Origin of the sequence: Actinoplanes sp. NPDC023714 (assembly GCF_040639855.1) — a bacterium.
Lineage (GTDB): Bacteria > Actinomycetota > Actinomycetes > Mycobacteriales > Micromonosporaceae > Actinoplanes.
Map to the genome: position 1 here is coordinate 172,397 of NZ_JBFAAR010000009.1, position 17,269 is coordinate 189,665.

12 protein-coding genes are annotated in these 17,269 nt (G+C 72.8%); 4 read left to right on the plus strand and 8 right to left on the minus strand.

Annotated elements, in window-relative coordinates:
- Positions 1-47 precede the first annotated feature (47 nt).
- Complete coding sequence (locus AB0G10_RS32630; protein WP_360930450.1) at positions 48-1,505, plus strand: aldehyde dehydrogenase family protein; 1,458 nt, start codon at positions 48-50, stop codon at positions 1,503-1,505.
- Positions 1,506-1,522: 17 nt separating this feature from the next.
- On the opposite strand, the gene AB0G10_RS32635 is transcribed toward AB0G10_RS32630, so the two are convergent.
- The gene (locus AB0G10_RS32635) at positions 1,523-2,170 is read right to left on the minus strand and encodes a GntR family transcriptional regulator (RefSeq protein WP_360930453.1); all 648 of its coding nucleotides are present in this window, start codon (positions 2,168-2,170) and stop codon (positions 1,523-1,525) included.
- A gap of 40 nt (positions 2,171-2,210) precedes the next feature.
- On the opposite strand from AB0G10_RS32635, the gene AB0G10_RS32640 reads away from it, so the two are divergent.
- Positions 2,211-3,101, plus strand: coding sequence for an oxygenase MpaB family protein (locus AB0G10_RS32640; protein WP_360930456.1), 891 nt, complete (start codon positions 2,211-2,213; stop codon positions 3,099-3,101).
- 235 nt (positions 3,102-3,336) lie between these two features.
- Here AB0G10_RS32640 and AB0G10_RS32645 read toward each other — a convergent pair whose 3' ends face one another.
- Genes AB0G10_RS32645 through AB0G10_RS32655 form a run of 3 tightly spaced genes read right to left on the minus strand, consistent with a single transcriptional unit; the run spans position 3,337 to position 5,668 of the window.
- Positions 3,337-4,152 carry an oxygenase MpaB family protein gene (locus tag AB0G10_RS32645; RefSeq protein ID WP_360930459.1) on the minus strand — a complete coding sequence of 272 codons (816 nt, stop codon included), beginning with the start codon at positions 4,150-4,152 and terminating at the stop codon, positions 3,337-3,339.
- Positions 4,153-4,157: 5 nt separating this feature from the next.
- A complete protein-coding gene (locus AB0G10_RS32650; protein WP_360930462.1) occupies positions 4,158-5,210 on the minus strand; it encodes an NAD(P)-dependent alcohol dehydrogenase in 1,053 nt (350 codons plus the stop codon).
- A complete protein-coding gene (locus AB0G10_RS32655) occupies positions 5,207-5,668 on the minus strand; it encodes a DUF4334 domain-containing protein (RefSeq protein WP_360930465.1) in 462 nt (153 codons plus the stop codon). Before AB0G10_RS32655 ends, AB0G10_RS32650 begins: the two co-directional genes overlap by 4 nt.
- A 90-nt stretch (positions 5,669-5,758) precedes the next feature.
- On the opposite strand from AB0G10_RS32655, the gene AB0G10_RS32660 reads away from it, so the two are divergent.
- Positions 5,759-7,099 (plus strand): cellulase family glycosylhydrolase, encoded by a 1,341-nt coding sequence (locus AB0G10_RS32660; protein ID WP_360930468.1) that lies wholly within the window; start codon positions 5,759-5,761, stop codon positions 7,097-7,099.
- Between the two features lie 67 nt (positions 7,100-7,166).
- Entirely contained in the window at positions 7,167-9,350 is a 2,184-nt protein-coding gene (locus AB0G10_RS32665; protein ID WP_360930470.1) for a molybdopterin oxidoreductase family protein, read from the plus strand.
- 346 nt (positions 9,351-9,696) lie between these two features.
- Here the strand turns inward: AB0G10_RS32665 and AB0G10_RS32670 are convergent, their stop codons facing one another.
- The 4 genes from AB0G10_RS32670 to AB0G10_RS32685 are packed head-to-tail and all read right to left on the minus strand — an operon-like array spanning position 9,697 to position 17,192.
- Positions 9,697-12,549 (minus strand): FtsX-like permease family protein, encoded by a 2,853-nt coding sequence (locus AB0G10_RS32670; RefSeq protein WP_360930473.1) that lies wholly within the window; start codon positions 12,547-12,549, stop codon positions 9,697-9,699.
- The gene (locus AB0G10_RS32675; protein WP_360930476.1) at positions 12,546-15,656 is read right to left on the minus strand and encodes an FtsX-like permease family protein; all 3,111 of its coding nucleotides are present in this window, start codon (positions 15,654-15,656) and stop codon (positions 12,546-12,548) included. Before AB0G10_RS32675 ends, AB0G10_RS32670 begins: the two co-directional genes overlap by 4 nt.
- Positions 15,650-16,321 carry an ABC transporter ATP-binding protein gene (locus tag AB0G10_RS32680; RefSeq protein WP_360930479.1) on the minus strand — a complete coding sequence of 224 codons (672 nt, stop codon included), beginning with the start codon at positions 16,319-16,321 and terminating at the stop codon, positions 15,650-15,652. Before AB0G10_RS32680 ends, AB0G10_RS32675 begins: the two co-directional genes overlap by 7 nt.
- Positions 16,314-17,192, minus strand: a complete 879-nt coding sequence (locus tag AB0G10_RS32685; RefSeq protein ID WP_360930482.1) for an ABC transporter ATP-binding protein — start codon at positions 17,190-17,192, stop codon at positions 16,314-16,316. The genes AB0G10_RS32680 and AB0G10_RS32685 overlap by 8 nt, the downstream gene beginning before the upstream one ends.
- Between the last annotated feature and the right edge of the window lie 77 nt (positions 17,193-17,269).

Consider the following 17,269-nt stretch of genomic DNA (forward strand, 5'->3'; position numbering starts at 1 on the left):
TGAACGTAACATATCAAATATCAAATCTGCGGTGCGGAGGCACGACGATGGCCACCCTGCGTTCCCTGAATCCCGCGACGGCCGAGCTGCTGGCGGAATACGAGATAGCCGATGCCAAGACGGTCGACGAGGCCGTCGCCGAGGCCCGGATCGCGGCGGGGTGGTGGGGCGGGCTCGGCTTCCCCGCCCGCCGCGACCGCCTGCTCGCCTGGAAGCGCGCGATCGCGGCCGGGTCCGACGAGCTCGCGAACCTGATCCACGACGAGACCGGCAAGCCGTTCGGCGACGCGCTGCTCGAGGTCATGCTCGCGGTCGAGCATCTGGACTGGGCCGCCCGCAACGCCGGCCGGGTGCTGCGCCGCCGCCGCGTCGGCAGCGGCCTGCTCGCGTCCGACCAGGCCGCCGCGCTCGAATACCGGCCGTTCGGCGTGATCGGCGTGATCGGCCCGTGGAACTACCCGGTCTACACGCCGCTCGGCTCGGTCTCCTACGCCCTCGCGGCCGGCAACGCCGTCGTCTTCAAGCCCAGCGAGCACACCCCGGGCGTGGGCGTCTGGCTCGCCGCGGCGTGGGCGCGCGCCGTGCCCGGGCATCCGGTCCTGCGGGTGGTCACGGGCGACGGCACGACCGGCGCGGCGCTCTGCGAGAGCGGCGCCGACAAGATCGCGTTCACCGGTTCGGCGGCGACCGCGCGGCTGGTCATGGCCGCCTGCGCGCGCACCCTCACCCCGATCGTGGTGGAGGGCGGCGGCAAGGACGCGATGATCGTGGCGGCCGACGCGGATCTCGATGCGGCCGCCCGGGCCGCGGCCTTCGGCGGGTTCGGCAACGCCGGTCAGACCTGCGCGGGCGTCGAGCGGGTCTATGTGGAACGGCCGGTCTATCAGGACTTTCTGGGCCGGTTGACCGAGCTCACTGCCCAGATCAAGGGCGATGCGTACGGGCCGATGACCACTCCCGAGCAGCCCGAGGTGGTCCGGCGGCACGTGGCCGACGCCCTGGTGGCCGGGGGACGGGCCGTCGTCGGCGGGGCCGACTCGGTGCGCGAGCCCTTCGTCAGGCCGGTGCTGCTCGCCGAGGTGCCGGAGGAGAGCGCGGCGGTCACCGAGGAGACGTTCGGCCCGACCCTGGTGGTCAACCCGGTCGCCGACCTGGACGAGGCGGTCCGGCTCGCCAACGCCTCGAAGTACGGCCTCGCCGCCTCGATCTTCTCCCGCGACCGCGGCCGCGCCCTGGCGATCGCCCGCCGGCTGCGCACCGGCGCCGTCTCGATCAACGCGGTGCTCGGCTTCGCCGGGGTGCCGTCACTGCCGTTCGGCGGGGTGGGCGACTCCGGGTTCGGCCGCATCCACGGCGCCGACGGCCTGCGCGAGTTCAGCCGGGCCCAGTCGGTGACGTGGCGCCGCTTCGGCGCGATGATCGACCTGATGCGCCTCGACCGTGATCCGGCCGCCCTGGAACGGGCCCGCAGGCTGTTCCGGCTGCGTCACGCCCGGGGCGCGTGATCTTCAGTCGGCGGTCGTCACGACCAGATGCCGAGCTCGTCGAGGTGCTTCACGAGCAGCGACGCGCCGTCCGTGAAGTGCCGGGTCATCACGGCACGGGCGGCCGCCGCGTCGTGCGCGCCGAACGCCGCCAGCAGCGCCTCGTGGTCGTCCCGCATGCCAGTCCGCCAGCCGGGGTCGGCCGCGTAGAACCGGGCCGGCGTGTAGCGCGTGGCCACGTGCAGGAACCAGCTCAGCTTCCGGGCCTGCGCCACCAGGTTGATCGCCCGGTGCAGCTCGAACTCGAGGCGCTCGACGTCGGCCGTCCTCTTGGCCCGCAGCAGCGCCCGGTTCGCGAGCGTGATCTCGTCGAGCTGCGGCGCGGTGATCCGCTCGGCGACCCGGGCGGCCAGCTCGCCGGCGATGTCGCCCTGGAGCTGGAACAGGTCGACGACGTCCTGCTTGGAGAGCGGCGCCACGACGTACCCCTTGCGGGGTTCCAGCTCGACCATGTCCTCGCCGCGCAGCGTCAGCAGCGCCTCGCGCACCGGCGTGATGCTGACCCCGAGCTGGGCGGCGACCTCCTCGAGCCGGATCCGCGCGCCGGGGCGCAACTCACCCGACATGATCCGGCCGCGCAGCGCCGCGGCAACTTCCTCGGACAGTTGGGGCCGGTCAGCGGGCACGTCGTTACAGTATCAAATATCAAATCCCGAAAGGTGTGACATGTCCCGTCGCTACGCGAACGCGCACCGCATCGCCGCGCTGGACCCGGTCCGCGACCACCTGGAGATCTACCGGATCTCGTCCGGCCTCGACTTCCCGTGGGACTACACCCGGGCGCTGGAGTTCGCGCTGTTCCGCACGTACTGCGTACCCAGCATCTCGAAGCTCCTCGCGGCGACCGGCGAGTTCCGGGACCGGCCGCAGAAGCGCTACGACGACACCGCGCTGCTGATGGCCGAGATGGCCGCGCACGGATACGACTCGCCGCGCGGCAAGGAGGCGCTCAAGGTGGTGAACCGGGCGCACGGCCGGTATGCGATCAGCAACGACGACATGCTCTACGTGCTCTCCACCTTCATCTACGACCCCATCGACTGGATCGATCGGTACGGGTGGCGGCCACTGCACGACAACGAGCGGCTCGCGGCCTTCCACTACTACGCGGAGGTCGGCCGGCGGATGGGCATTCGCGACATTTCTGGCGACTTCGCCGCTTTCAAGAGCTTCAAAGATGCGTACGAGGGTGAGCATTTCGTCTACTCGCCCACCAACGCGGAGATCGGCCGCTACACCGTCGACCTGTTCGCGAGCTGGTTCCCGCCGTTCCTGCGGCCGGCCGCGAAGGTCGGCGTCCGCAGCCTCCTCGACGACCGGATGCTGCGGGCGTTCGGCTTCCCACCCGCCCCGCGCTGGCTCACCTCGGTCGCCGAGGCCGGCCTCCGGGCGAAAGCGGCCGGCGAGCGCTTCCTGCCCCCGCGCCGGGTGAGCGTGCTCGCCAACCCGAAGCGCAACCGCACCTACCCCGGCTACCCGGACGGCGTCAGCCCCTCCGACCTGGGCCCGCCACCCACCCCACCCACTTTCCCCACCGAACACCTACGCCGCAGTTGACCCTCCTCGCCCGCGCCCTCCCGTCCGCGGCCCCCACCGTCCGTGCCCCTCTCCCTCCGCGATCTTGTTGATTGCGAACGCCCCGTTCCTGTGCGAAGTAACAAGATCGGGCGAGTGGTGCCGCGGCTGACGCTTCCCGTCCGCGATCTTGTTGATTGCGGGCGCTCCGTTCCTGCGCGAGGTCACAAGATCGGGACAAGGGGCCGCGGGGTGTGGGGCGCGCGGGGTGCGGAGTTCAGTCTTGCGTGGGCTGCGGGTTGTGGCGGCGATTCAGGCGGCGGCGCAGGTCGCTCAGGTAGAAATCCTTCGCGGCGAAGCGGACGCGGTGCGGGAGGTGCGGGTAGATCGCCGTGGTCGCCGTGAAGGAGTGGTCGAGGAGGTGCTGGCGGCGCGGTGACCAGGAGTAGCCGAAGCCCTCCCGGATCGGCGGCGGGAGGAGGCCGATCGTGACGAAGCGGTGGAGTGGCATGGCCGGGCGCAGCGGCAGGGGGAGGCTGCCCGGCCGGAGCAGGGTGTCGGCGATCCGGCGTGCGGTGTCGCCGACCCGGAGGGTGCCGACCATGTGCGCGAAATAGCGGGCGAAGGCGTCCCGGTCGGCCGGCCACCGGTCTGAGGGGCAGCCGATCGCGGTGGCGAGGACGCTGTACTGCCGGTAGCACTCGTCGCGCTCGTCCTCGGTCAGCGGGCCGAGGACCCGTTCGTAGAGGGTCGTCGCGGTGTCGTAGAGCGTGGCGTTGACCCAGACCATGAGGTCCGGGTCGTTCGCCGAGTAGCCGGGCCCGGTCACCCGGGCGTGCAGGGCGGAGACCGCGCGGCTGATCGCCCCGGCCTCCGCCCTGGTGCCGTAGAGGACCCCGTAGACGTAGTTCATCGTGGTGCGCAGCCGGTCGAGCGGGCGTTCGGCGAACGTGCTGTGCTCGGCCACCCCCTGTGCCACGGCCGGATGCGCGATCTGGAGCAGGGTGGCCCGGCCGCCGCCGGCGAGCGGCAGCAGGCTCTCGCCGGCGACCCGGCGGATCACCGCGTCGTCGTCGAAGAGGCCGTCGCCCATGGGCGTCAACCTATCCGGAGGACCGGTTTGACGACCCGGCCGGCCGCGGCGTCCTCGACTGCCGTCTGGATGTCGTCGAAGACGTACTCGGCAATGATCTTTTGAAGTGGCAGATTCATCTCGATCAGCTTCGGGATGAACGTGGACGGCTCGGCGTCGCCCTCGATCACGCCGCGGATCTCGATGCCGTTCGTCATGACGGTCATGATGTCGAATTCGGCGGTCCCGCCCATCCCGACCAGGGCGAGGGTGCCCCGGCGGCGGAGCGCGCCGATCGCCTGCCGGATCACTCCACCGCGCCCGGTGGTGTCGATCGCCTGATGGGCGCCGCCGCCGGTGAGTTCGCGCAGTGCCCCGGCCAGGTCGGGCGCCGCCGGATCGAGGGCATCGGCGGCGCCCAGGTCGCGGGCCAGTTCGCGGCGTGAGGGGATCGGGTCGACGGCGATCACGGTGACGCCGTTCGCGGCCGCCGCCATGACGGCGCTGAGGCCGACGCCGCCGGCCCCGAAGACGATCAGGGAGTCGCCGGGCCGGCTGCGGAGGACGTTGATCACCGTTCCGGCGCCGGTCTGGACGCCGCAGCCGAGCGGGGCGGCGAGGGTGTCCGGGTAGTCGTCGGGGATCCTGATGGTGTTGTCGGCGTGGGAGAGGGCGTAGGTGGCGAAGCTCGACTGCCCGAAGAAGTCGCCATGGGCCGAGTCGATGGCGTTCTTCCGGCCGCCGCGGGTGTTGAGGTCGCTGCGGAGACAGTAGGCGCGCCTCCCGGCAGCGCATTCCGGGCACGTGCCACAACTGCGGAAGCTCAGGCAGACACGATCGCCGGGGGAGACCGTGGTGACCCGGTCGCCGACGGCCTCCACCACACCCGCCCCCTCGTGGCCGAAGACCATCGGCAGCAGCCTCGCGGGCCAGGCCCGGCTCATCGCGAGGTCGGTGTGGCAGATCCCGGCCGCGGTGATCCGGACCAGGACCTCGTCCGCCGCCGGTTCGTCGATCTCGACGTCCTCGATGGCGAAGGGGCCGCCGGGGGTCCTGACGAGGGCCGCGCGGGCTCTCATTCGCGTTCCAGCAGGAAGTAGTAGTACCGGCCGTCGTCCGACCTCACACCCTTGCCGTTCATGACGCCGAGCAGCGTGTTCTCGTCGATCCGCTTGAAGTGGTCGAGGATGGGCCGGCGGTCGTAGACCATCGTGGCGGTCGGCTCGCCCCGGAACTCGACGCTCCAGAGGCTCGCGCCGCCCCGGGCCCACTCCTTGTCCGCGTACTGGTTGCCGTCGGAGTCGACGCAGACGATCGGGGTGACGTCGGTCAGGGATCGGAACGTCTTCCCGTACCAGCCGATCGTGGCGAGCCGCCCCTCGAAGGGGTGCCCGCTGACGAATTCGCTGCCCTTCCAAGTTCCGATCAAATCCTCCGGCCGGAGCGCCGGAAGCTCTGCCCAGAGCCGATCAAGTTCATCGGGAGTCACCTTGTTGCCGTTGTCGCGGATCTCGGTGAGGCGTGCGGGTGCGTCCATGGCGACAGCTTGCCTCCTCATTGCAATCCAGTAAATGACGTGAGTCAATGGGAGCGCTCCCAACATCGTCCCCTTCCCCCGAGGTGACTCATGAAGAGAACCATCGGCGCTGCCGTCCTCGCGGCCATCGCCTCCGTGCTGTTCTTCGTCGCTCCCGCGTACGCAGCAACCGGCCTGCATGTCAGCGGCACCGACATCGTCGAGGCGAACGGTCAGAAGTTCGTGATGCGCGGCGTCAACCACATGCACACCTGGTACGCGAACCAGACGAACTCGTTCGCCGACATCAAGGCCGCCGGCGCCAATACGGTGCGGGTCGTGCTGAGCGGCGGGCGCTGGACCGCGAACAGCGCGTCCGACGTGCAGAACGTGATCGATCTGTGCAAGGCCAACAAGATGATCTGCGTTCTGGAGAATCACGACACCACCGGGTACGGGGAGGACGCCGCCGCGTACTCGCTGGACCAGGCGGTCGACTACTGGATCGGGCTGAAGAGCGTCCTCACCGGCCAAGAGGACTACGTCGTCATCAACATCGGCAACGAGCCGATCGGCAACACCAACGCCGGCCAGTGGACCGCCGCCACGGTCGCCGCGATCCAGAAGATGCGGACGAACGGCTTCCAGCACCTGCTCATGGTCGACGCGCCCAACTGGGGCCAGGACTGGCAGTACACGATGCGGGACAACGCGCAGACCGTGCTCGACGCCGACGTCCAGAAGAACACGGTGCTCTCGATCCACATGTACGCGGTCTTCAACACGGCCGCGTCGATCGTCAACTACCTCGACACGTTCGAGAACAACGGGTGGCCGCTGGTGATCGGCGAGTTCGGCTGGCGGTTCGACTCGTCGCAGGTGGACCACGAGACGCTGCTGGCCGAGGCGGTCGAGCGGGACCTCGGCTACCTGGGCTGGTCGTGGGCCGGCAACACCGACCCGATCCTGGACATGGCGATCGGCTTCGACCCGGACAACCTGTCGACCTGGGGTGACCGGATCTTCAACGGGGTCAACGGCATCAAGGCGACCGCCAAGCAGGCGTCGATCTTCGGAGGGGTGCAGCCGTCGCCGTCCTCGTCCTCGGCGTCGCCGTCCCCGTCGCCCTCCACCAGCACCCCGCCGCCGTCCGGTGGTTGCACGGCGACCTATGCGGTGACCGGACAGTGGCAGGGCGGCTTCCAGGGTGAGGTGAAGGTGACCGCCGGCGCGGCCGCGATCAACGGCTGGACCGTGACCTGGACCTACGCGAACGGTCAGAAGGTGACGAACGCCTGGAGCGCCGACGTGACGAGCAGCGGCACGGCGGTCACCGCTCGCCATGCCTCGTGGAACGGCAAGCTCGCGGCCGGCGGCACCACGTCGTTCGGCTTCCTCGGCTCGTGGACCGGTTCCAACCCGGTCCCGTCGGTGACCTGCACGGCCGCCTGACGACCTGCCGATCTTGAGGAACGCATGGCAGACTACTCGCGAGTAACCGGAAGGCCGGTGGTCTGTCATGCGTACCGCGTACCGAACCTGCCCGCTCTGCGAGGCGGCCTGCGGTCTCGAGCTCACCGTGAGCGAGGACCGCGTCGTCGCCGCCCGCGGTGATCGCGAGCACGTGTTCAGCCAGGGTTTCGTCTGCCCGAAAGGCGCCACCTTCGGGCAGCTCACCGGCGACCCGGACCGGCTGCGGCGGCCACTCGTGCGGCGCGGCGGCGAGCACGTCGAGGTCACCTGGGACGAGGCCTTCGCCGAGATCGAGACCCGGTTGGGGCCGATCATTCATGCGTACGGGCGGGACGCGCTCGCGGTCTACCTCGGCAATCCGAACGCGCACACGATGGCGGGCGGCCTCTACGTCACCCCGCTGATCAAGTCGATCGCCAGCCGCAACGTCTTCTCCGCGTCGACCGTCGACCAGATGCCGAAGCACGTCTCCTGCGGCTACCTCTTCGGCAACCCGCTCACCATCCCGGTCCCCGACCTCGACCGCACCGACTTCCTGCTGATCCTCGGCGCCAACCCCTGGGAGTCGAACGGCAGCCTCGCGACGGCCGCCGACTTCCCCGGCCGGCTCAAGGCGATCCGGTCGCGCGGCGGGCGCTTCATCGTGGTGGACCCACGGCGTACCCGGACTGCTGAGCATGCCGACGAGCACCTCTTCATCAAACCGGGGACCGACGCCTATCTGCTCTTCGGCATCGTGCACACGCTCTTCGACGAGGATCTGGTGCGGCTGCGCGACCTCGACGGGCACGTGAGCGGTGTCGACGAGGTCCGGGAACTGGCCTCCGCCTTCGCGCCCGAGAAGATCACGGCCGCCTGCGGCGTGCCGGCCGAGCGGGTGCGAGATCTGGCACGGCAGCTTGCGCATGCGGATCGGGCTGCCGTGTACGGACGGATCGGCACCTGCACCGTCGAATTCGGCACCCTGACGAGCTGGCTCGTCGACGTCGTCAACGTGCTGACCGGCAACCTGGACCGGCCCGGCGGCGTGATGTTCCCGCAGGCGGCGCACGTCCGTGTCTCCGCCCGTGCCGGCAGCCGCGGTTTCAGCGTCGGGCGCTGGACCAGCCGCGTCCGCGGGTTCCCCGAGGTCAAGGGCGAACTGCCGGTCGCCACCCTGGCCGACGAGATCGAGACGCCGGGGGAGGGGCAGGTCCGCGCGCTGCTCACGGTGGCCGGCAACCCGGTGCTGTCCACGCCGAACAGCGGCCGGCTCGACCGGGCTCTCGCCGGGCTCGAGTTCATGGTGAGCGTCGACCCCTACCTGAACGAGACGACCCGGCACGCCGATGTGATCCTGCCGCCGCTCGAGGCCACCCAGAAGGGGCACTTCGACTTCTCGTTCCTCGGGTTCGCGGTCCGCAACTTCGCCGCGTACTCGCCGCCGGTCTTCCCGGCCGACCCGGGCGGCATGGACGAGGTCGACATCCTGGCCCGGCTCATCCTGATCGCCACCGGCCGGGGCTCGGCCGGCGTGGCGTCGGTGCACGATCACCTCCTGTCGCAGGCGCTGGAGAAGTCAGGCTTCGCCTCGTCCCGTGAGCTCGTGCGCGGCGACGGGCCGGCCGAGCGGCTCCTCGACGTGGCGCTGCGCGCCGGCCCGTACGGTGACCGCTTCGGCGAACGGCCCGGCGGCCTCACGCTGGAACGCCTGCTGGAGAACCCGCATGGCATCGATCTCGGGCCGCTCGTACCCCGCATCCCGTCCGTCCTGAAGACACCGAGCGGCACCGTCGAACTGTGCGTGCCGGCGCTCGCGGCCGAATCGTCCCGGCTGCTCGACGCCCTCGACCGGGACCGTGACCGGGTCGTCCTGATCGGCCGCCGGCATCTGCGCTCCAACAACAGCTGGATGCACAACGTGCCGGCCCTGGTGAAGGGCCGCGACCGCTGCACCCTCCAGGTCCACCCCTCCGACGCGGACCGCCTCGCCCTCACCGACGGGGATGCCGCGCAGGTGGTGTCCCGGGCCGGGGCGCTCGCGGCCCGTGTGGAGGTGACCGACCGCGTCATGCCCGGCGTGGTGAGCCTGCCGCACGGCTGGGGCCACGACCTGCCCGGCACGCGCCTGTCGGTGGCGTCCGAGCACCCGGGAGTCAACGCGAATGTCCTCACCGACGAACTGGTGATGGACCCCCTCTCCGGCAACAGCGTCCTCAACGGAATCCCGGTCGACATCAAGCCGCTCTGACGAGCCCACCCGCCCGGCCGGTTGTCCCGGTTGCGTGTTGAGTTCGGGTGCGATGCGCACCTCAAGTCGACACGCTGGCTGGTGGTGCCGGTTGCGTGTTGAGTTGGGGCGTGATGCGCACCTCAAGTCGACACGCTGACCGGTCGTGCCGGTCGTGCCGGTCGTGCCGGTTGCGTGTTGAGTTGGGGCGTGATGCTCACCTCAAGTCGACACGCTGGCCGGTCGTGCCGGTCGTGCCGGTTGCGTGTTGAGTTCGGGCGTGATGCGGACCTCAACTCGACACGTCTGCCGGTTGTGCGGGTTGCGTGTTGAGTTGGGGCGCGATGCGGACCGCAACTCGACACGGTCAGAGGGAACCTACGCGGAGCACCTCGCTCAGGCGCTGGCGGCGGCGCAGGGCGGCCTCCAGCGGCGCCACCGTGCGGGCCGCCGCTAGGAACAGGGCCGCCACCAGCGCCAGCGCGGGCCAGGGCGGTGCGGGCAGCGGATCCGCGGACTGGCCGGTCAGCAGGCGCAGCGAGAGCGGCCCCAGCGTGAGCCCGGCGAGCACCAGCCCCAGCACCGGCCCGGCGATCATCGCGGTCAGGGTGAGCGGCAGCAGTTCGGCGGTGGCGACGCTGCGGGCGTCCCGGGGGCGCAGGCCGATCGTGCGTAGCCGCGACAACGTCTGCCATCGCGCCGGCGCGGTGGAGGCGGCGCTCAGCGCGAAGCCCAGCAGCCCCAGCGCGAGCATGACCGCCGCCGACGCCCAGGCCAGTTCGCGCAGGCCGGCGACGAGGGGGGCGTCGCGGCGTTCGCGCAGTACGTCCGAACGCAGCACCATCCCGGCGGCGACACCGCTGGAGGTGACGGCCCGCTCGGCCCCGGGTCCGGTCACCCAGATGGTGTCCGGAACGCTCGTCACCCCGGCCGCGGCCAGCGCCTTCACGTCGACCAGGACGACGTCGGGCGCACCCCCGACCGCGGGCGCCGTACCGACGGCCGCCAGAGGAATAGCCCCGCTGCCGCTGCTGCTGTCGTCGCTGTCGCGGAGCAGCTGCAGCTTCATGCCAGGCAGCAGGCTCCCGTCACCGGACAGGACGAGCGCGGGAACCGCCCCGCCCGACATGACGGAAATGTCGGGAATGTCGCTTGGTAAATCGTCGGTCAGCGGCGTGCCTTCGAGCATCTCCCGCCAGGCGGAAGTATCCACCACGACCAGGCGCGGCGTGGCGGTCACCTCCTCGGTCACGACGCGGGCCCCGTCCGTCACCTGGGCCGCCACCACGCGGGAGACCCCGGGCTGCCCGCCGAGGGCCGCGACCACCGACGCCGCCGCAGCGCCCGCATCCGAGGACGCCGAAGCCGACGCCGACGCCGACGCGGGAGCCGACTCCGAGGGTGCCAGGTCGAGACGGGCATCCGCGCCGACGGTCCGCCAGGCGCCGTCTTCAAGGCCGCCCTCGACCGTCGCGGAGACGCTGAACGCGAACGTCGCCAGCCCCGCCGCCACCACGAGCGTGACCAGCGGCAACGCGGCGTGGGAGCTTTCCGCCGCCCGGGCCGCGCCGAACACGGCGAGGGGCCTGCGGGATCGCAGGGAGCGGCGCAGCACGAGGCCGGTGACGACCGGCACGAGTCGCAGAATGATCAGGCCGCCGACGATCACGCCGAGGGTCGGGGCGGCGGCCGGCAGCGCGACGGCGGCGCCCGGCTGGACCCCGCGTTGATAGAGCGCCGCGAATGCTCCGGCAGCCGCGAAGACGACTGTCAGTTCGAGGGCGGCTCGGCGTAGCTGGGCGGTCCTGAGCAGCCTGCGGCGGGCGTTGCGGTTCGCCGGGACGCGGCGGTCGCGGGTGGCCCGGGCGGCGGCGACGACGCCGAGAGCGGGTGCGGCCGCGATGGCGGCCACGACGACGGGGGCGATCCAGGCGAGTCCGGCGGCGGCTTCGGGGGTGGCCGAGGCCAGAGCGATGAGGGTACGGGCGGAGGCCACGCCGACGGCCGCCGCCAGGAGTGTGACCGTTATCGATTCGAGGGCGAGTTCGACGGCCAGCACCGGGAGCCCGGCTCCGCGCTGCCGGGCCACGGCGAGGGCCGGCGTCCGGCGGCGGATCAGCAGGCCGGCCGCGAGCAGCAGGACCAGAACGCCCGTGGTCAGGACCGCGATGAGCAGCACGGACGCTTGGGCGTACGCGGCGTCGACCTGGTCGCGGACGTCGCGCAGCACCGCGTCGAGCTGGGTGTTCCAGGTCGCGTCGGTGTCGAAGGAGCTGGTCGACGCCGAGGTGGCCTTCAGGTTGACGGCGGTCCGGGCGATCCGCTCGGCGGAGTCGAGGGTGAGCACGTCCGGGTCGGGGCTGAACCAGACGGTGCGCCGCATCTCGTCGGACTCGAACGCGAGCCGCGCGTCCGGCAGCGAGTCGGCGGAGAGCAGGCCGCCGAAGCGGGTGGTGCCCAGGCCGTCCGAGCCCTCGACCGGTCCGAGCAGCCACGGCGCCAGCCGCCAGGCCGGGTCGGCCGGGTCCGCCGGACGGAAGACGCCGCTCACCACGATGTCCTTGTCGTTGCCGTTCCGGTCCTTCACCGGGATGCGGTCGCCGGGCCGGTAGCCGAGCCGGTCGGCCGCCGTCTCGGACAGGCCGATCGCGACGGTCCAGGGCGGGCCGAGCGCGGGCGCCTCGACGTTGCCGTCGGCGGCCGGGACGGTCGGCCCGGGCGCGCTACCGGAGACCCAGGTGACGGCCGGGCCCGAGCCGGGCGTCCCGGGGGAGCTTCCGGAGGAGCCGGACGCCGCGGAGGGGCCGTAGGAGAGGTAGCCGAGCCGCAGGGTCCGCAGCAGGCTGCCGTCGGTGATGTTCAGGGTCGGCGAGAGGGCCCCGGCGACCGGCGGCCGCAGCGCGCCGCGCAGGTCGCCGTCGAGCTGGTCGAGGGAACGGTCGCGCAGCGCGTCGACGTCCTCGGCGAGCCGGGGCATCCGGAACCGGCCCTGGTCGCCGATGTCCGGCTCCCAGCGGGCCGCGACCGTGACGTCGGCCGCGTCGCCGGCGCGGCGTACCGCGTCCCGCACGGCCTCGTCGGCCGTCGACGTCAGCAGCGCGGGTACGGTGCCGGCCAGCGCCGTCACGATCACCACGACCAGTGCGGTGAGCAGCAGCGGCACGACGTCGGCGCGGGCTCGCCCCCGGACGCTGGGCCAGTGCGGAACGGGCGGCTTCATGAGGCGACTCGCAGGTGTTCGCTGTCGGCCCGGCGGGACTGGACCACGACCACGACGGTCACGGCCAGCAGGCATCCGGCGAGCAGGGCGAGGAGGAGACCGGCCTCGGCCGGCCAGGGCCAGACCGGGACGGCCTCCGGCACCGGGGCGGCGCCGTTCTCCGATCGGACGAGCAGGGGCGCGACGGTCCAGGTCGCCAGCGCGCCGACCACGGCCCCGGCCGTGAGCAGGGGCAGGAGCACGACCGTGTGCTGGCCGAGCAGGGTCCGGCGGATCTCCCTGCGGGTCATGCCGAGACCGCGCAGCCGGGCCACCTCCAGGGCGCGGGCCTGCAGGTCGCAGGTGACGTGCAGGAGCACCCCGGCCAGGAGCAGCAGGGCCGCGGCCGGGACGAGCAGGCGCAGCACGGCGGGCAGGCCGGCCGGGACCGGTCCTGCGGAGAGTCGTCCGACCTCGCTGGCCCGGGTGACGACCTCGCCCAGGTGCAGGCCGGCGAGGTCGGTGCGGTCCGGGTCGCCGGCCCACCAGGCGTCGACCGGGGAGGCCAGGTCGCCGCGGACGGCGAGGGCGCGCGACAGGGTGTCCAGGTCGGCGAGCACCGCGGCGCCACCGGGCGCGGCCGGGACGGCCGGGACCACGTCGGCGATCCGGATCCGGACGGCGGTCAGGCCCACCGTCAGGTCGAGCGCGCTGCCGACCCGTACCCCGAGGTCTTCGGCGAAGCCGGAGGAGACCGCCACGGGAACGGCTCCGGGATCGGGGAACGCGGTGGCGACGAGCTTACGGGCGGCCTCGGGATAACCGCCCAGCACCACGGTCCCGGTCATGGTGAGCCCGGCGCCGGACGGAGCGACCGCCGGATCCGTGAGCTGCTCCGGGGCGGGCGCGGCCGAGGTCGCGGTCCATCCGCCGGAAGAAGCGGGGGAGGAGGGACCGGGCACGGTCAGCGTGACGGACACCGTGCTGTCGTCCGTGGCGTCCCACTGGATCGCGTCGCCGGTGACCGGCAGGGCGACCGCTATCACCCGTACCCCCGGAAGCGGAACGCACGCACCCAGCCGGTGTGGCCGCCCGTCGAGCGCAAGCGGAACGCTTGCGCAGGTGGTCCGCAGGCCGGTCGCGTCCTCGAGGAGGAGCTCCGGCGTCACCGAGAGGTCCACGTCGCCGGAGGCCGTCCCGGTCAGCGTCGGGACCGCGGTCAGCTCGAGGCCGGTCGCGGCGGCCGGCGCGGCCAGCTTCGCACCCACATCGGCCCAGGTCCGTCCGTCGTCGAGCCGTCCGCGCAGCAGCGCGCCGGCCCGGTCGGCGTCGACCGCGACGAGCCGGGGCGCCGCGCCGTCGCCGCCCAGCCACTGACCGACCGAGACCCCGCGGTTCACCGCGGGACTGACCGTCCCGCCGGCCGCCTCGGCGACGACGGCGCCCTGGCCGGACGAGGGCGCGCGGGTGAGCGCCAGCGTGAGATCGGTGCCGACCGCGAGGGCCGCCTGGTCGCGCTGCGAGCGGTCCCAGGTGGCGTCGAGGGCGATCCCGAACGTCCCGGCCGCGCAGGCAAGCACCACCAGCAGACCGGCCGCGGTGGCCTGCGGGCGGCGGGCCGCCTCGAACGCGGCGAGCGGCAGGGGAAGGCTGTTCGCGCGGCGGGCGGCCCGGTCGGCCAGCGCCAGCGCGGGCGGGGCGAGGCGCAGCGCGAGGGCGGCGCCGGCCACCAGCAGCAGGGCCGGCGCCAGGACCCGGACCGCGTCGGGGCTGCCCGAACCGCCGGACGGCTGGGCTCGCAGCTGCCACCAGCCGCCCGCCGCGAGGGCCACCAGCAGCAGGTCGGCGCCGGAGCGGGCGAGCAGGTCGCGGCGGGTGCGTTCGCCGGTGCCGGCGGCCGTGCGCAGGCCCGCCACCAGCAGGATCACGGCCAGGACGAGGGCGCCGGCGCCGACCGCCAGGATCTGGACGCCCTCCACCCGGACGGCCGTCGCCTCGGCGAGGCCGGCGCCGGACAGCGGGGGCAGGTTCGTGAGGGCCGCGTGCAGCAGCGTCGAGGCGGGCAGCGCCATCGCGGCCGAGAGCAGGGCCAGCGCGGCGGCCTCGGTGACGGCCAGCGCGAGGAGCTGCGCCCGGCTCGTGCCGAACGACGACAGCAGCGTGGTCTCGCCGGCCCGCAGGTCGGTGGTGAGCCGGCCGGCCAGGGCGAGGGCGGTCGCGGTGAGGATGCCGCCGAGCACCGCGACGGCCAGCACCGCGGCGTTGGTGACCTGCTGCTGGTGGCGGGACGCGCGGAGCACGGACGGCAGGTCCGAGGCGATCCGCTCGATCTGGACGCGGTCGCCGAGGATCCGGGCGAGCCGGCGGTCGGCGCCCGCGACCGTGGCGGTGACCGCGTCGAGGTCGGCCAGGTGCGGAGCGGACAGGTCGGGGTGGGCGGTGATCTCCAGCCGGTCCAGGGTGGAGTCGCCGGCGAGCAGGTCGTCCCAGCCGACCAGGAACGGGCCGTACGCGCCGGTGGCCCGGTTGTCGCGGAAGGCCGGGTCGAACCCGGCGCCGCCGAGCGGGTCCCGGTCCCAGCCCGCGCCGGCGAGCGGGCGGACCACGCCGACGACCGTCACGCCGGTCTCCGGGGCCGGGTCGCGGACCATCTCCCGGCCGAGGCGCACCCGGTCGCCGGGGGCGAGGCCGAGCTGGCGCGCCGTGGTGTCCAGGACCGCGGCCTCACCGGGCTTCGCCGGCCAGCGGCCGGTGACGAGCTCGGCGCTGCCCCTCAGGTCCTCGACGGCGGAGAGGTAGGCGGCCGACCGGTTCGCGAAGTAGCGCATCACGGCCGAGGCGCGCCCGGTGGTCCGGGACGGGAACGGCCGGAGCGACGTGGTCAGCAGGTCACGGGTGTCGGCCGCGACGCCCGCCGCGTCCCCGCCGCGGATCGTGACGGTGTAGGCGGTGACCGCACGGTCGGCGGCCGTCGCCCGGGACGCGGCCACCTCCAGGGCGCGGTCGGCCGTCCGGGTGACGAGCAGCGCGCACGTGCCGAGCAGGGTGGCGCCGACGGTCACGACGGCGAGCAGGGCGCCGAGGAGCCGCCACTGTGCCAGCGCCCGGCCGGCGAGGAGCCTCAGCACGCCGCGGCGACCCGTCCGTCGCTGATCTCGATCACCCGGTCGGCCAGGGCCATCATGACCGGGTCGTGGGTGGAGATCAGCGCGGTGACGCCCTCCGACTCGACGACGCCGCGCAGCAGGGCCATCACCGACCTGCCGGTCTCGGCGTCCAGCTGGCCGGTCGGCTCGTCGGCGATGAGCAGCCGCGGCGACGCGGCGAGCGCCCGGGCGATCGCGACCCGCTGCTGCTGGCCGCCGGAGAGCTCGCCGGGCCGCTGCTCGGCGTGGCCCGCGAGGCCGACCAGGTCGAGCAGCAGCGCCACCCGCCGCTCCCGTTCGGCGGCCGGGGTGCGGGCCAGCCGCAGCGGGGCGCCCACGTTCTCGGCCGCGGAGAGCACCGGGATCAGGCCGAAGGTCTGGAATACGTACGAGACCTTCTCGCGCCGCAGCATCGACAGGCCGTCCTCGTCGAGCGCGGTCACCTCGGTGCCGTCGACGTGCACCTGCCCGGCGTCCGGGCGGTCCAGGCCGCCGATCACGTTGAGCAGGGTGGTCTTGCCGGAACCCGATCGTCCGACGAGGGCGACCATGGTGCCGGGCTCGACGTCGAAGCTCACGTCGCGGAGGGCGTGCACGGCCGTCGCGCCGGTGCCGAAGACGCGGTCGATATTTCGTACGCTAAGCATGGTCTTCCGATTTTTCGGCTGCTCGCAGGGTGATGTGGTCGGTTTCGAGAGCGAGACGGACACGCTTCGTCAGCGCCAGCGCCTCACGGTATTCGCGCGGGATCTGCACCCGGCCGGCCCGATCCATGACCGCGTACTCCTCGGCGATCACGTGGGTGTCGCCGTTCTCCGCGGTCGCGGTCCGGCGCAGCACCTCACTGCTGGTCCGGCCGTCCCGGATCGCCACGGTCCGCTCCACCTGCCCGCTCACCGACGGATCGTGGGTGACCACCACGACGGTCACCCCGAGTTCCCGGTTGACCTGCCGTAACGCGTCGAAGACCTGAGCCGAGGTGGTGGTGTCGAGCTCGCCGGTCGGCTCGTCGGCGAGCAGCACCCGCGGGCGGTTCGCGAGCGCCACCGCGATGGCCACCCGCTGCTGCTGCCCGCCGGACATCTGGGCCGGGCGCCGGTCCGCGCAATCGGCGATCCCGAGCGTCTCCAGCAGCTCGCCGGCGCGTTCGCGCCGGGCTCGCCGCGGCATCCGGGCGGCGGCCATCGGCAGGTCGATGACCTGACGGGCGGAGAGGTACGGGACCAGATTGCTCGCGGTCTGCTGCCGGACGAACCCGACCGTGTGCCGCCGGTAGCGCACCCGGTCGGCGCGCGACATGGCGAGCAGGTCCCACGTGTCGACGTGCGCCCGGCCGGCCGTCGGCGCGTCGATGCCGGCCAGGATCGAGAGCAGCGTGGACTTGCCGGACCCGGACGCGCCCACCACGGCGATCATCTCGCCGGCGTCGACGGCCAGGTCCAGGCCCTGCAGGGCCTGCACCTCGATGGAGCCGGTCTGGTAGATCCGGACCAGGCTCTCGCATTGGATCAAGGACACGGGTGCTGTTCCTACCCTCTTGCGGCGCGTCTTGTAAACAGGTCCGCTCGCTCGCCTCGTCTTTCATGGTGAGGGGG

What these genes read in the sequence shown, in the direction of transcription:
- AB0G10_RS32660 (WP_360930468.1), top strand. Translation starts at nt 5,759, where the DNA reads ATGAAGAGAACCATCGGCGCTGCCGTCCTCGCGGCCATCGCCTCCGTG.
- AB0G10_RS32640 (WP_360930456.1), top strand. Translation starts at nt 2,211, where the DNA reads ATGTCCCGTCGCTACGCGAACGCGCACCGCATCGCCGCGCTGGACCCG.
- AB0G10_RS32645 (WP_360930459.1), bottom strand. Translation starts at nt 4,152, where the DNA reads ATGGGCGACGGCCTCTTCGACGACGACGCGGTGATCCGCCGGGTCGCC.
- AB0G10_RS32650 (WP_360930462.1), bottom strand. Translation starts at nt 5,210, where the DNA reads ATGAGAGCCCGCGCGGCCCTCGTCAGGACCCCCGGCGGCCCCTTCGCC.
- AB0G10_RS32670 (WP_360930473.1), bottom strand. Translation starts at nt 12,549, where the DNA reads ATGAAGCCGCCCGTTCCGCACTGGCCCAGCGTCCGGGGGCGAGCCCGC.
- AB0G10_RS32680 (WP_360930479.1), bottom strand. Translation starts at nt 16,321, where the DNA reads ATGCTTAGCGTACGAAATATCGACCGCGTCTTCGGCACCGGCGCGACG.
- AB0G10_RS32630 (WP_360930450.1), top strand. Translation starts at nt 48, where the DNA reads ATGGCCACCCTGCGTTCCCTGAATCCCGCGACGGCCGAGCTGCTGGCG.
- AB0G10_RS32665 (WP_360930470.1), top strand. Translation starts at nt 7,167, where the DNA reads ATGCGTACCGCGTACCGAACCTGCCCGCTCTGCGAGGCGGCCTGCGGT.
- AB0G10_RS32655 (WP_360930465.1), bottom strand. Translation starts at nt 5,668, where the DNA reads ATGGACGCACCCGCACGCCTCACCGAGATCCGCGACAACGGCAACAAG.